The sequence below is a fragment of the Mesorhizobium qingshengii genome (genome assembly GCF_027563465.1).
In the GTDB taxonomy this organism is placed as follows: domain Bacteria; phylum Pseudomonadota; class Alphaproteobacteria; order Rhizobiales; family Rhizobiaceae; genus Mesorhizobium; species Mesorhizobium qingshengii_A.
In genome coordinates, this window is the sequence record NZ_JAPFQA010000007.1 from 144,986 (window position 1) to 158,901 (window position 13,916).

The following is a 13,916-nucleotide window of genomic DNA, read 5'->3' on the forward strand; positions in this document are numbered from 1 at the left end:
GCCCGGCACCTTGCAGCGGGAACGGGCGGATCGCACTTGGATATCGTCTTCGCCTGCATCGTTGCCGGCGGACGGTGAACGGCTCTCCCTCGACTTGTTTTGGGCAAGTCGTTGAAATCACTGGAAACTATGGTGGGGCGTGACGAAGGCCGCCATCTCTGCCGATACTTGATCGTCCGGCTTGCAAGTCGGGAGGAGCCACCATGACGATTTGGATTTTACGGGAGGAACGCTGATGCTCGACAAGGCCCCAAACAAGAAACTGTCCGACCTGCTCGATCAATTCGGCGCCGCCCTTGCCGCCAACGAGATAGACAAAGCCGTCAGCTGCTTTCAGGAGGATTGTTACTGGCGCGACCTCGTCACCTTCACCTGGAATATCAAGACCATGGAAGGCCGCGATCAGGTCCGCGACATGCTGGAAAGCCAGCTGTCGAAGATCAAGCCGTCACATTTTGCCATCGCCAAGGGCGAGGACGCGACAGAAAGCGGCGGGCTGATCGAAAGCTGGATCAGTTTCGAGACCGGGGTGGCGCGCGGCTTTGGCCATATCAGGCTGAAGGACGGCAAGATCTGGACGCTGCTGACCACCATGGTCGAATTGAAAGGCCACGAGGAGCCGGCGGGCTTCGCGCGGCCAATGGGCGCCAAGCATGGTTCGGGCAAGAACCGCCTGACATGGAAGGAGGAGCGCGAAAAGGAAGCCGCCGAACTCGGCTTCAAGACGCAGCCCTACACGGTGATCATCGGCGGCGGCCAGGGCGGCATCGCGCTCGGCGCGCGGCTGCGGCAGCTCGGCGTGCCGACCATCATCATCGAGAAGAACGAGCGGGCCGGCGACAGCTGGCGCAAGCGCTACAAGTCGCTCTGCTTGCACGATCCCGTCTGGTACGACCATCTGCCCTATATCGATTTCCCGAAGAACTGGCCGGTCTTCTCGCCCAAGGACAAGATCGGCGACTGGCTGGAAATGTACACCAAGGTCATGGAGCTGAACTACTGGTCCTCGACCGAGGCCAAGAGCGCGTCCTACGACGACAAGAAGAAGGAGTGGACCGTCGTGGTCCACCGCGACGGCAAGGACATCACCCTGAAGCCCAAGCAGCTGGTGCTGGCCACGGGCATGTCGGGCCGGCCCAATCTGCCGAAGTTCAAGGGGATGGAGAACTTCAAGGGCGAGCAGCACCATTCCTCGAAGCATCCCGGTCCCGACAAATATGTCGGCAAGAAGGTGGTCGTCATCGGCTCGAACAATTCCGCCCACGACATCTGCGCAGCGCTGTGGGAGACTGGCGTCGACGTCACCATGGTGCAGCGCTCCACCACACACATCGTCAAGTCCGACACGCTGATGGATATCGGCCTTGGCGCGCTTTATTCGGAACAGGCGGTGCAGAACGGCATGACCACGGCCAAGGCCGACCTCATCTTCGCCTCCCTGCCCTACAAGATCCTGCACGAGTTCCAGATCCCGCTCTATGAAAAGATGAAGGAGCGCGATGCCGACTTCTACAAGGGGCTGGAAAAGGCTGGCTTCATGCTCGACTGGGGCGATGACGGTTCGGGCCTGTTCATGAAGTATCTCCGGCGCGGCTCCGGCTACTACATCGATATCGGTGCCTCGCAGCTGATCATAGACGGCGCCATCAAGCTGAAGAGCGGCGTCGACGTGAAGGAGATCAAGGAACATTCCGTCCTGCTCAGCGACGGCACCGAACTGCCGGCCGATGTCATCGTCTACGCCACCGGCTACGGCTCGATGAATGGCTGGGCGGCGGAGCTGATCTCCAAGGAGGTCGCCGACAAGGTCGGCAAATGCTGGGGTCTCGGCTCGAACACCACCAAGGATCCCGGCCCCTGGGAAGGCGAACAGCGCAACATGTGGAAACCGACGCAGCAGGAGGCGTTGTGGTTCCATGGCGGCAATCTGCACCAGTCGCGCCACTATTCGCAGTTCCTGGCCCTGCAGTTGAAGGCCCGGCAGGTCGGCCTGCCGACGCCGGTCTACGGGCTGCAGCAGGTCCATCACAAGGGATAGTCTCAAGACCATCCGGCGAAACGAAAAAAGAGGGAGGCACGGTGCAGACCGTGCCTCCCTCTTGTTCGATCGCGAATGGCTACGCCGCCTTGTCGGCCGCGAACCTGGTCACCACCTGCTGCAGCAGCGGGACATAGTCGCGAAACGTTCGCGTCTTCATGTTGGCGATCTTGCCACTCTCATCCCAGATACGGACCCGGACCGCTTCCTCGTGGAAGGGATTCTTGCGGAACTCCGCCACCTCCTCGGCGCTCATCGGTCCACCCTGAAGCGACAGCGTGTGAATCGAGGCCGGCGAAAGCTTGCCGAAATAGGTCGGATCCGTGGCGCAGAGATAGCGCTTGGCCGCTACATGCAGCCTGACGCATTCGACGATGACGGGCGGAAAGAACGGCGCCAGCACCTCGCCACCGGCCTCGTCATGATGCTTGTCCTCGACATCGTCGGGCGAATAGGTGCCGAACTCGCTGGTATAGTGGCCGATGTCGTGCAGCAGGGCCGCCGCCACCAGTTCGTCCGGCGCGCTGTCCTGCTCGGCGAACCACGCGCCCTGCAGCATATGCTCGGACATGGTGACGGGTTCGCCGAGATAGGATTCCGCGCCCCGGCGTTCAAAAATGTCGGCGATGAATTCGACGATATTGTCCGCGTTCAGGTCCTGGCCGCTCATTCCGCCGCCTCCTTGAACCCGTGTTCGATCGCCGCCAGCGTCGACAGCAGGCCGTCCTTGTCGGCATAGCAACCCTGCAGCCAGCGCTTGCCTGTACCGGAAAACGCCTTGCGCGCATGCATGACGCGCGTGTTGTCGACAATGAAGGCCTGGCCTGCTTCGAGCTTGAACGTGACTTCGAAGGAGGGATCCTCGATCAATTCGGCGAACCGGCGATAGGCGGCGTAGTAGGCGTCCATGTCGGCGAACGGCACGTCGACTGTCGGCGCAAGCGAGCGGTTGTTGAAGCGGATGCAGATCAGCTCGCCATCGGGCCCGAGTTCGATCATCGGCCGCTTCGCCTGAAGTCGCACGCCCGACGAGCCGGCATATTCGAAGCGTGCCGGCCATGAACTCAGGAGCCGGAAGCCTTCGGGGTTTTCAGCCCGCAGCGCGGCCGCGACGGCGAAACCGTCGACGACGCTCGACTCGCCACCCTCCACCGTATTCTCGATGCAGGACAGGATCTGCAGCGTCGGCACCGGATCGCGATAGGGATTGTCGGTATGCGCCTGGAGGCCGAGATTGGTGTAGGCGAGATTGCTGGGATTGACCTCGGCGCGCACTTCGAACCAGCGGCCGTAATTGGTTTCCCTGATATAGCCGAACAGGTCCGACACCTTGCACAGGGCACCGGATTCGGCCGGCAAGCCATCCATCACGGCAAAGCCATAGGCTCGCACCGCCGACAGCCACCGCCGCAGGACGTCACGGTCGCGGCTGGCGGTCGCATAGTCGGCGCGCGGCACGGAACCCTGCATCGTTGCCCCGGTCCATCGCTTGATCCCGACATCCGTCCAGCCGGTTTGGCGCGCCTCGCCACGATCATAGGCGTTGGCGTTCAGCCATGCCGTCGGAAATCGCACCGTCTTCTGCTCGGGCACGAAGCTGATCTCGAGGGCGCTTGCCTTGATCAGTGCGCCACTGATCCGCGTCTCGGCCGGTATGTCGAGGATGGTGATGAGCCGCTGACCGTTGCCGGCGCTGCGCGTCTTGTCGTCCAGCGCGTTGTCGCGCAGCCACATCGCATGAAAGCGGGTGCGCGTCCCGTCCTTCCAGCCAAGTTCGATTGTTCTGCCTTCGTCGCCAATCAGCGCGTGGGTAAGCATGGAAATCCGTTCCTGTCCGCTACGCCCCCGCGGCCCGGTCCGCAGGGTTTCGATTGCATGTTGACCGCGCGAAAGGCATAACTCAAATTATCATTTTTTAGGCAATGACCACAACCAGCTAATGGCTCGAAGAACCATCCCGGCCTTGCCTCCCCTCGACTGGCTGCGCAGTTTCGAGGCCGCGGCGCGGCTGTCGAATTTCACCGCGGCGGCAGCCGAGCTTGGCCTGACCCAGGCGGCCGTCAGCCAGCATATCCGGCATCTCGAGGAGCGGCTGAAGACACGTCTGTTCTTGCGGCTGGCGCGCGGCGTCGCGCTGTCGCCGGAGGGCGCGGCCTACCTGCCGCACATCCAGTCGGCCTTTGCCACCATCGGCAACAGCACCGCGGAACTGTTCGAGCCGCGCGCCGTCCAGACTGTCTCCATCAGGGCGCCGATCTCCTTTGCCTTGCTGATGCTGGTTCCGGCGCTGCCCGATCTTGCGAAAGCGCTGCCGCGCGTCCAGCTCGACCTGGTGACGATCCATCGCCCCACCGACTACGACCTGCCCGGCTCGGTGCTCGACATCCGTTTCGGCAACGGATCCTTTCCCGCGCGGGAAGCCGACAGGTTGACTGGCGAGCGGCTGGTGCCGGTGGCGGCTCCGGCCCTGGCCGGTGGCGCCGACTGGACATCCCTGCCGTTGCTTCTGGTTGCCGGCGCGCGCGAGATGTGGGGGGAATGGTTCACCGCCGCGGGCTTGGCCGGCCATCCCAGGCGATCGCACCGCTTCGACAGTTTCGTCGCCGCCATGGAAGCGGCGAGCGCCGGCGCTGGAGTACTGCTGGGGTCGCGGCCGCTCATTGATGCGGCGCTCGACAGCAGGGCGCTGGTCAGGCTTTCAGACTTCGAACTTTCCAGCACCTCGGGGCATTTTCTGACCAGGGCATCGACCGCGCGCCTGACCGGCGCCGAGCAGGATTTCCGCGACTGGCTGCTGTCGCGCCTCTCCGGTGCGGCGTCGACGTGACCGGGACCGGCATGAGTTACGGGGATGGCGTGCCGATACGCTTCCAGTAGATCAGCGTACCGGTCAGCCCGCCATGCGGCTTGAAGGCATAGTCCGGTATTTCGCCGGCCAGCGTGAAACCGAGTTTTTCGTAGAGGCCTGAAGCGCCCTCCTCCGTCGCAGTGTCCAGAACCAGCAGCGTGCGGCCCTTCTCAACGGCAACCCTTTCGGCAGCGCGCATCAGGTGCGTTCCCACGCCCCTGCCCCGATGATCGACGCGCGTCATCAGCTTGGCGATCTCGGCCCGGTGCGGCTCGTTGGGCGGGCAGTCGAGCAGCAGGGTCACGGTGCCGACCAGAACCTCGCCGTCCCAGGCGCCAAGCACCGCTCTTTCGCCTCTTGCCGCCGCAGCCAGCGACTTCTCCCAGAACGCGCTTGCCGCTTCTGGCGCCAGCGGATGCATGAAGCTCACCGAACCCCCGGCAGCAACCGTTTCGATCAGCAGACCAGCCAGCCTGTCCCGCGTTTCCATCGTCGGGGTCAGGGCTCTGATTTCGAGGAAACTCATCCGTGCGTCCTGTAATTGTGGTGAAATGGGTCGTTGCGGATTCACCGCCGTCAATCGAGATGGCGCGCGCGGCGTCGCTTGCGTGCCGCCTTGATCGCGGCAATGCGTTCGGTGTCTTCTTCCCGGAGATGCCGCCCCCGCTCCAGAATCTCGAGCGTGTACTCCTCATAGGTCAGGCCCAGCCGTTCGGCCTTGTCCATGCGCAGCAGCATGACCTCGCGGCTCGGCGCCTTCCACGCCTTGGCGTGGGCCGCCTGCCAGGCAAGGAAGATGTAGGGGTCACCCTTGCCCCATGGCGGCCCCTTGTACTCATCAAGAGGCGGCCCCCCATTGTGGGAGCGCTTTGGTCGTCTCGCCATGATGTCAGCCCCTGACCAGCGCGACGAGATAGTCGGCGCCCGGTCCCAAGGCATGGAAGGTGCAGTCCGCCGGCGCACCAAGCGCCAGGCAGTCGCCGGGCTCAAGCCTGTGCACCACATCGCCTTCGACGAATTCGAGCCGCCCTGAGATCAGCCATATCTGTTGCTTGATGAAGGCATAGGACGCGGCGGGAAAACTGACCTTGGCGCCCGCCGGCAGTTGCACCCTGATCAGTTCGAGCGGCATGTCGCAAGATGGCGAGAGATGCCGCCTGACATAACCGGGATCGGGATCGCGCCACACCGGTTGATCGCTCTCGCGCAGCAACCCGCCGCCCTGCAATTCGGCGCGCGCGATGAGGGTCGACAGCGTCATGCCGAACGCCGACGCGATCCGCACCAGAAGGGCCGCCGTCGGGCTGGTCTTGCCGCGCTCGATCGTGCTCAGCATCGCTTTCGACACGCCAGACCGCTCCGCCAGCTCGGCCAGCGACCAGTCCCGAATGATCCTCTCGGCGTGAATCCTTCTGCCGATGGTCGAGGAAATATCGTTCGCTATATCATCCATGCGTCCATTATAGCGAAATACCGGGATTGGAGAAGAGCCGTCTCGCGACAATTTGCACGAACCGCTTAATCCTCTCTACACCATCCGACCTCATCCCGCTTTAACCCCATTCCTGTAGGGTCGACGCTCCAGGGAAATTGGGATTGGCCTGTCCATGTTTGTCGAACGCGAAGCTCCCGGCGGAGAACCGACATCGCAGGAGCGCCGTAATGCAGAGCAGAACGACAGGCGCGTCCTGGGCAATGTCGTGCAATGCGACGGCGCGCGCGCCACCATCAGCGCCTACGCCGACGATATCGACGGCGCGGTGACCGGCCTGTGGACGGTCGGCAAGATGATTTCCATCAATCTCGGATCCACGCGAACCGTCGGCCTGGTCTACGGGATCGGCAAGTCGGATCGCGCCTGGAGCAACGAGGGCCAGAACCCGATCGAAGTCAGCATAGAGCTGATCGGCGAAGTCCGTGACGGAGCTGACCCAAGCGCCAAGCCGATCTTCGATCGCGGCATCACCACCTATCCGCATATCGGTGCCATCGCCCACCGCATCCGCACCCGTGACCTGCAGGCGGTCTATGATCTCGCCGGGCGTCATTCCATCACCATCGGCACGCTCTCGCAGGACGAGTCGATCGCTGCCAACATCGCCATCGACGATACGCTGGCGCGCCACTTCGCCATTGTCGGCACCACCGGCGTCGGCAAATCCACCGCCGTCTCGTTGCTGCTGCGCAAGTCGATCGCGGCGCGGCCCGACCTGCGCATCCTGATCCTCGATCCGCACAACGAGTTCGCGGCGTCGCTGCCCGAATATTGCGTCAGGGTCGATTCCAAGACGCTCGATCTTCCGTTCTGGATGTTCCGGCTGGAGGAATTCGCCGAGGTGCTGTTCCGCGGGCGTGAGACCGTGCCGGAAGAAATCGACGCCTTGCGCGACCTCATCCCGGCCGCCAAGAATCTGTACCGCAATCCGAATTCGGGCACCTATCTGCGGCGCGGCAGCGATGCGCTGACCGCCGACACGCCGGTCCCTTACCGCATCGCCGACCTCATCAAGCAGATCGACGAGCGCATGGGCCTGCTCGAAAGCAAGAACGATCGCCCGACGCTCAAATCGTTGAAGACACGCATCGAATCGGCGGCGGCCGATCCGCGTTACCGTTTCATGTTCAACTCGCGCCTGATCGAGGACACCATCCACGAGACGATCGGCAACATCTTCCGCGTGCCGCATCACGGCCGCCCGGTGACCTGCTTCGAGATGGCCGGCATGCCGTCCGAAGTGGTCAATTCCGTCTGTTCGGTTCTGGCGCGCCTGGCCTTCGATCTCGCTTTGTGGAGCGAGGGCAAGCTGCAGCTTCTGTTGCTGTGCGAAGAAGCGCATCGCTATATGCCGGCCGACGCCCGCCTCGGCTTCGCGCCGACAAGGCACGCGCTGTCGCGCATCGCCAAGGAAGGCCGCAAGTATGGCTGCTATCTCGGCGTCGTCACCCAGCGCCCGGGAGAGCTCGATCCGACCATTCTGTCGCAATGCTCGACCTTCTTTGCCATGCGGCTTGCCAACGAGCAGGACCAGGCGATCATCCGCTCGGCGATTGCCGACTCCTCGGCATCGACACTTGCCTTCCTGTCGTCCATGGGGCAGCGCGAAGCCATTGCCTTTGGTGAAGGCGTAGCGACGACCATGCGACTGAAGTTCGAAAAACTGCCTGCGGAATTGATCCCGGGCACGACCAAGCGCGAAGACGCCAAATCGTCGAAAGTCGGCGATGATGTCGATCTGGTGGCGATCGTCGAGCGGCTGCGCAACGTGCCGAAACCGCAGCAGCAGGCGATGGCCTTCGCCGAAGTCGTCGACTCGGGCCGCCAGGCCGGCGACCCCGACTACCGCAAGCCGCCGGCCACCCGCGTGCAATCGGACGACGATTTCGACATGCGCTATGGTCTCAAGCCAGCGACTTTCGGCCTGCGCCCCCAGAACGATTGAACCGGCAGGGTACGTCGTTCTACCGACCGATTGAGAAGCCGCATCAAGTTTCCATTGAGTCTGCCTCGTTGGCCAGCCTGGTAAATCCCGTCGGGGAATTCGTCAGGCTGAGCCGGATGGTGCTGTTTTCGAGAACCGGAGCGGAGCGGACAGTCAGTCCGTGAGCACCGGAAGCGGAGAAGACGGCGGCAGACGGCCTGCCTCACGAATTCAGCGATGGGATTTCAGGCGCAGACGCGGTTGCGGCCTTGCCTCTTCGCCTCATAGAGCTGGCGGTCGGCGCGGCGGTAAAACTCCTCCGCTGTCTCCTTGCGGTCCCAGACGGCAAGCCCAACGCTGGTGGTGATCTTGAGGCGGACATTGCCGGAGAGCACCGACATGTTGGCGATCGCCTTGCGGATGCGCTCGGCAAACTTGCCCAGAAGTGCGGCGTCCATGTTGGGCGTGACCACGGCGAATTCCTCGCCGCCCAACCGCGCCACCACGTCGTGATAGCGCGTCATGTCCTTGAGGCAATTGGCGACGGCCTTGAGCACCTCGTCGCCGACATCGTGGCCATGGGTGTCGTTGACCTGCTTGAAATGGTCGAGGTCGAGAATCATCAGCCCGACGGGCTTTTCGATGCGCCTGAACTCCTCGAGATATTCCTTCAGCGCATCGTCGAAATAGCGCCGGTTCTGCATGCCGGTCAGACCATCGGTCAGGGCGGCGTGCTCCAGCGTTTCCGAACGGGCGCTGAGCGAAACCGTCATGGCGCGCAGCTTGCCTTCTTCCGTCGCCTGTTTGCGGATCAGCGGATAGATGAAGAAGATGCCGAAAAACAACGCCGTGGCCAAAAGCACGCCAGTCGCGAACAAGAGCTTGTTGAGGTAGATGATCTTCTCTTGGCCGGAAGCCGTATGCAGCTCGGTGGCGAAGGATTGCAGAAGCCCATAGGCATGCAGCGTCACCAGACCGGCGGCCAGGATCACAAAAATAAAGACGAAAAATGCTGATTCCGCCTTGTGGAAACGCATCTGCTCCCCGTTGGAAAAATGCCCACCGACCTTATGGCATGGTGGGCCTTACGGAGGGTTAATTCGGACAACCGCAACGGGAACCTTTCGTTGCAGGTCAACTTTTCAGGTTGTAGTGGAAACAAGCTGTCGGATCGTGGTTTCCAGATCGTCACCGGGACGTAATCTTTGCCATTCCGGCCCCAGTTGATTCCTGAACCAGGTCGCCTGCCGCTTGGCATATTGCCGGGTCGCGATCTTGGCGAGCTCGATCGCCTCGGGAAAGCCGATCTTTCCTGCCATCGCCGCCTGTAGTTCGCGAACGCCGATCGCCTTCATCGCCGGCAAGTCTGGATTGAGGTTGAGCGCCACAAGTCGCTTGACCTCATCCAGCGCGCCCATGTCCAGCATCTTGTCGAAGCGCGCTTCGATGCGGCGGACCAAAGCTGCCCGGTCCGGCTCGATCACGAGGAAACGCGCGCTCTGCCTGTCGATGAGCGGCCGGCCGCGTTGCGCTTGCCATTCCAGGATCGAGCGGCCCGACGCATCGAGCACCTCCAGCGCCCGCACGATGCGTTGGCTGTCGGTCGGCTTCAGCGTCATGGCGGCCGCCGAATCCTCGCGCAGCAGCAGGCTGTGCAGCTTGACGGCGCCCTGTTCCTTCAGTTCGTAGCGCCAGCGGTCACGGATCCGCTGTGGAATGTTGGGTATTTCTGAAATGCCCTCGGCAAGCGCGCGAAAGTAGAGCCCGGTGCCACCGACGAAAATCACTGGCCGCTCCAAGAGCGAGCCATCACCCGGCCGTTCGAAGAACGTGCCATCCGGCCGCGCGGAGAGCGTGCCTTCGTCGATCAGCTTCATCACATCGCGCAGCCAGGCGCCGGTGGAATAGGCGGTGGCCGGGTGGACGTGCCCGTAGAGAAAATGCGGCGCGCGGGCCAGATCGGCTGCCCCTGGCCGGGCCGTCAGCACGTCGAGTACCGAATAGCCCTGCATGGAATCGGTATTGACGATGACGCCGCCCTTGCGCTCGGCCAGATCGAGCGCGAAGGCCGACTTGCCGCTCGCGGTCGGCCCGGCTATCAGGATCGCGTTCTTCACGCGGCCCTCGCCCGCTTGTCCGTCGGAATGTTCCATGCCGCTCGTCGCCACGCTTGTTTCCCGTCCCGCCGACCACGCTCTGTCGCTGTCGCTTGCGAATATGGCGTCGCGGTCGGTCGGCGCAAGCGCTGTTGTCTGGCTGGCCGAAGGGATTGCCTGCGATCTTGCCCTGCCGAGCCAGGCCGACGCCGCCGATGCGACAGCCGCCTTGCGCGCCTCGCTTGCCGGCGAACCGGTCGACGTGATCGTCCAGCAGGCTGAAACGCGCCGCAAGAAGATCCTCATCGCCGACATGGATTCAACCATGATCGACCAGGAATGCATCGACGAACTGGCCGACGAGATCGGCGTCAAGGATCGCGTTGCCATCATTACTGCGCGTTCGATGAACGGCGAGATCGCTTTCGAACCGGCCCTGCGCGAGCGGGTGGCGCTGCTGAAAGGTCTCGACGCCGCCGTGGTCGACCGCATCGTCGCCAATCGCCTGACTTTGGCCTCTGGCGGCCGCGCCTTGGTTCAGACCATGCGGGCCAATGGCGCCTGCACGGCGCTTGTGTCCGGCGGGTTCGAGGTCTTCACCACACGCATCGCGGCCATGCTTGGCTTCCAGGAGAACCGCGCCAACCGCCTGCTCGAGCAGGACGGCCGCTTCACCGGGCTGGTCGGCGAACCTATCCTCGGCCGCGCCGCCAAGGCCGACGCGCTGATCGAAATTTCGGCGCGCCTTGGCCTGACGCCCGCCGACGCCATCGCGGTCGGCGACGGCGCCAATGATCTCGACATGATCCGCCTGGCCGGGACGGGCGTCGCGCTTCATGCCAAGCCGACCGTGGCGGCGCAGGCAAAGGTTCGCATCGACCATGGCGACCTGACCGCGTTGCTCTATTTGCAGGGCTACAGGCAGGAAGAGTTCGCGCAATGAAACCAATGCGTACCGGGCGCCTTGTCCTGCGCAACTGGCAGGATCGCGACCGCGAGCTGTTCCACCGGATCAATTCCGATGAACGGGTCATGGAGTTCTTCCCGTTCCGCCGCGACCGCGTCCAGGCGGATGCCAAGATGGACGAGTTGCGAGGCGTGATCGACCGCGACGGCTTCGGCTTTGCGGCGGCCGAGGTCGCCGCAACCGGCCAGTGCATCGGCTTTGTCGGCATCACGCGAACCGACCATCTGCCGTTCCTGCCGGCCGGCACCGTCGAGATCGGCTGGCGGCTGGCGCCCGAATTCTGGGGCAAGGGCTATGTCACCGAAGCCTCGGAAGCCTGGCTGGCCTTCGGCTTTGAAACACTCGGCCTTGGCGAGATCGTCTCCTTTGCCGTCGAGAACAACCGGCGCTCCACTGCCGTCATGGAACGCCTCGGCATGACCGCCGACCCATCGGCGGACTTCGATCATCCCGGCATTCCAGACAGCCACGCCGCGCTCAAGCGGCACGTCTTCTATAGGCTCGGGCGCGCTGACTGGCAGCAACAGACACAGAAAAGGGCGGCTCGCTAGCCGCCCGTCTTCCTTCAGATCATAGTGTCGCCGGATTTTCCGGACGTCAGTCCATCCGGATCGTCACGAACCTCAACTCGCCGGTCTTGGACGCCAGCATCAAGAGCGCGTTCTTGCGGCCCTGCTCCTTCAGTGCGCCGATCCGGTCCATGACGTCCTTGGGCGTGGCGACCGATTCCTGCGCGATCTCCGTGATCACCTCGCCGGGCTGAATGCCGCGTTCGGCGGCGGCCGAGTCCTTGGTGACGTCGGTGATGACGACGCCGGAAACATCGGCGGCGATGCTGAACTTCTTGCGTGTCTCGTCGTTGAGTTCGCCGACGGTCATGCCGAGCACCGAAGCGGTCGAAACGGCCGGAGCCTTGTCACCCTTGTTCTGGTCGGTGTTGCCACCCTCTTCGCCGCTGGCGAGCTTCTCGCCATCCTCGAGCCGGCCGAGCGTCACCTTTACCGTCTGTTCGACGCCCTTGCGCACGATCAGCACATCGACCGCCTTGCCGACCGGGCTTTCGGCGACGACACGCGGCAGGTCGCGCATTTCATGGATGTCCTTGCCATCGAACTTGAGGATGACGTCGCCCGCCTGGATGGTGCCATTGTCGACAGGACCGCCCTTGATGACGCCGGCGACCAGCGCGCCCTTGGCGGTCGCCATGCCGAGGCTCTCGGCGATATCGTCCGTCACCGGCTGGATGCGCACGCCGAGCCAGCCGCGCCGCGTCTCGCCGAACTGGCGCAACTGGTCGACGACGCCCGAGGCAAGCTGCGAGGGAATGGAGAAGCCGATGCCGATCGAGCCGCCGGACGGTGAAATGATCGCGGTGTTGATGCCGATGACCTCGCCTGAGCTGTTGAACAGCGGACCACCGGAATTGCCGCGGTTGATCGCGGCATCAGTCTGGATGAAATCGTCATAGGGGCCGGAATTGATGTCGCGATTGCGGGCCGAGACGATGCCGACCGTCACCGTGCCGCCGAGGCCGAATGGATTGCCGATCGCCATCACCCAGTCGCCGACGCGCATCTTGGTGGAATCGCCGAACTTCACCGCCGTCAGCTTGTGACCCTTCGGATCGACCTTCAGCACGGCAACGTCGGTCTTGGTGTCGGTGCCGACAAGCGTTGCCTTCAGCGTCACGCCGTCCGAGAAATTGACCTCGATGTCGTCGGCGTCGGCGATGACGTGGTTGTTGGTGACGACGATGCCTTGCTCGGCGTCGATGACGAAGCCAGATCCCAGCGACTGCACCTTCTGCGCGCCATTGTCCTTGTTGCCACCACGGTTCTTGAAGAAATCGTCGAAGAAATCCTGGAAGGGCGAGCCCTCTGGTAACTGCGGCATCGGCACCGCGCCCGGACCTTCCGTGCCCTTGACCGTCTGCGAGGTCGAGATGTTGACCACTGCGCCAAGCAGGCCTTCCGCCAGATCGGCGACCGAAGCTGGCCCGTCAGCAGCAATTGTCGGCGTCACGAAGGACGGGACAGCGGCGGCGCCGACAAGAAGCGCCGCGGCGCCGGCGATGAACGTCCGCCGAGCCACGCGCAAAAGGGTATTGGATGTCATCGAGAAGCCTCCCGGTATGTCTGAAAGAGAAACGCGCTTCGACGAAAACGCCGCGTCGCGCCATGTTGGCAAAAAATACGGCACGTTTGCGGCTATGACCATCGGCAGAGGATAAATCATCCGTTATCCCATGGATCGAAGCTCGTATCCCAGGGATCGAAGCTCGTATCCCAGGGATCGAAGCTCGAAGCTCGTATCCCAGGGATCGAAAGTCGTATCCCGAAAACCGAAGCCGGCCGCCTTCATCCGCCTCGCACCAGCCAGACGATGCCGACCCCGATGGCGATCGCCGCCAGCCCGGCGATCCGCAACGCGTTCTCGGGCATCGACAGCACTTCGGTGGCCAACTTCCTGGCAAGGCCGGGAAAGCCGCCATAGACCAGACCTTCTATCACGAGGACGAGGCCCATGGCGGCAAGAAAATCCTGCACCG

At 63.2% G+C, this 13,916-nt stretch carries 14 protein-coding genes; 5 read left to right on the top strand and 9 right to left on the bottom strand.

What is annotated here, in order from left to right:
• Positions 1 to 235 precede the first annotated feature (235 nt).
• Positions 236 to 2,038, top strand: coding sequence for an NAD(P)/FAD-dependent oxidoreductase (locus OOJ09_RS17625; protein WP_269906396.1), 1,803 nt, complete (start codon positions 236 to 238; stop codon positions 2,036 to 2,038).
• 79 nt (positions 2,039 to 2,117) lie between these two features.
• On the opposite strand, the gene tmpB is transcribed toward OOJ09_RS17625, so the two are convergent.
• Positions 2,118 to 2,708 (bottom strand): HD domain-containing protein, encoded by a 591-nt coding sequence (tmpB, locus tag OOJ09_RS17630; RefSeq protein WP_269906397.1) that lies wholly within the window; start codon positions 2,706 to 2,708, stop codon positions 2,118 to 2,120.
• A complete protein-coding gene (tmpA, locus tag OOJ09_RS17635; RefSeq protein ID WP_269906398.1) occupies positions 2,705 to 3,856 on the bottom strand; it encodes a gamma-butyrobetaine dioxygenase in 1,152 nt (383 codons plus the stop codon). Before tmpA ends, tmpB begins: the two co-directional genes overlap by 4 nt.
• Before the next feature lie 121 nt (positions 3,857 to 3,977).
• Here tmpA and OOJ09_RS17640 point away from each other — a divergent pair, with 121 nt between their 5' ends.
• Positions 3,978 to 4,865: a LysR family transcriptional regulator gene (locus OOJ09_RS17640; RefSeq protein ID WP_269906399.1), complete on the top strand. Its 888-nt coding sequence runs from the start codon at positions 3,978 to 3,980 to the stop codon at positions 4,863 to 4,865.
• A 16-nt stretch (positions 4,866 to 4,881) separates the two neighbouring features.
• Here the strand turns inward: OOJ09_RS17640 and OOJ09_RS17645 are convergent, their stop codons facing one another.
• Genes OOJ09_RS17645 through OOJ09_RS17655 form a run of 3 tightly spaced genes read right to left on the bottom strand, consistent with a single transcriptional unit; the run spans position 4,882 to position 6,339 of the window.
• Positions 4,882 to 5,412 (bottom strand): GNAT family N-acetyltransferase, encoded by a 531-nt coding sequence (locus OOJ09_RS17645; protein WP_269906400.1) that lies wholly within the window; start codon positions 5,410 to 5,412, stop codon positions 4,882 to 4,884.
• Between the two features lie 50 nt (positions 5,413 to 5,462).
• Entirely contained in the window at positions 5,463 to 5,771 is a 309-nt protein-coding gene (locus OOJ09_RS17650) for a hypothetical protein (RefSeq protein ID WP_091580539.1), read from the bottom strand.
• A 4-nt stretch (positions 5,772 to 5,775) separates the two neighbouring features.
• Positions 5,776 to 6,339 (bottom strand): helix-turn-helix domain-containing protein, encoded by a 564-nt coding sequence (locus tag OOJ09_RS17655; protein ID WP_269906401.1) that lies wholly within the window; start codon positions 6,337 to 6,339, stop codon positions 5,776 to 5,778.
• Positions 6,340 to 6,493: 154 nt separating this feature from the next.
• Between OOJ09_RS17655 and OOJ09_RS17660 the strand changes: the two genes are divergently transcribed.
• Positions 6,494 to 8,326, top strand: coding sequence for an ATP-binding protein (locus tag OOJ09_RS17660; protein ID WP_269906402.1), 1,833 nt, complete (start codon positions 6,494 to 6,496; stop codon positions 8,324 to 8,326).
• Between the two features lie 224 nt (positions 8,327 to 8,550).
• Here the strand turns inward: OOJ09_RS17660 and OOJ09_RS17665 are convergent, their stop codons facing one another.
• Positions 8,551 to 9,342, bottom strand: a complete 792-nt coding sequence (locus OOJ09_RS17665; protein ID WP_269906403.1) for a GGDEF domain-containing protein — start codon at positions 9,340 to 9,342, stop codon at positions 8,551 to 8,553.
• Positions 9,343 to 9,447: 105 nt separating this feature from the next.
• On the bottom strand, positions 9,448 to 10,458 hold the full coding sequence (miaA, locus tag OOJ09_RS17670; protein ID WP_269906404.1) for a tRNA (adenosine(37)-N6)-dimethylallyltransferase MiaA: 1,011 nt from the start codon (positions 10,456 to 10,458) through the stop codon (positions 9,448 to 9,450).
• Here miaA and serB point away from each other — a divergent pair.
• Complete coding sequence (gene serB / locus OOJ09_RS17675; RefSeq protein WP_269906405.1) at positions 10,457 to 11,344, top strand: phosphoserine phosphatase SerB; 888 nt, start codon at positions 10,457 to 10,459, stop codon at positions 11,342 to 11,344. The two genes, miaA and serB, sit on opposite strands and share 2 nt — an antisense overlap.
• Positions 11,341 to 11,919: a GNAT family N-acetyltransferase gene (locus OOJ09_RS17680; RefSeq protein ID WP_269906406.1), complete on the top strand. Its 579-nt coding sequence runs from the start codon at positions 11,341 to 11,343 to the stop codon at positions 11,917 to 11,919. Before serB ends, OOJ09_RS17680 begins: the two co-directional genes overlap by 4 nt.
• A gap of 46 nt (positions 11,920 to 11,965) precedes the next feature.
• Here OOJ09_RS17680 and OOJ09_RS17685 read toward each other — a convergent pair whose 3' ends face one another.
• Together OOJ09_RS17685 and OOJ09_RS17690 are read right to left on the bottom strand one after the other, a co-directional pair.
• On the bottom strand, positions 11,966 to 13,483 hold the full coding sequence (locus OOJ09_RS17685) for a DegQ family serine endoprotease (RefSeq protein ID WP_269906407.1): 1,518 nt from the start codon (positions 13,481 to 13,483) through the stop codon (positions 11,966 to 11,968).
• Between the two features lie 242 nt (positions 13,484 to 13,725).
• Positions 13,726 to 13,914, bottom strand: a complete 189-nt coding sequence (locus tag OOJ09_RS17690; RefSeq protein WP_269906408.1) for a DUF2065 domain-containing protein — start codon at positions 13,912 to 13,914, stop codon at positions 13,726 to 13,728.
• Positions 13,915 to 13,916 lie beyond the last annotated feature (2 nt).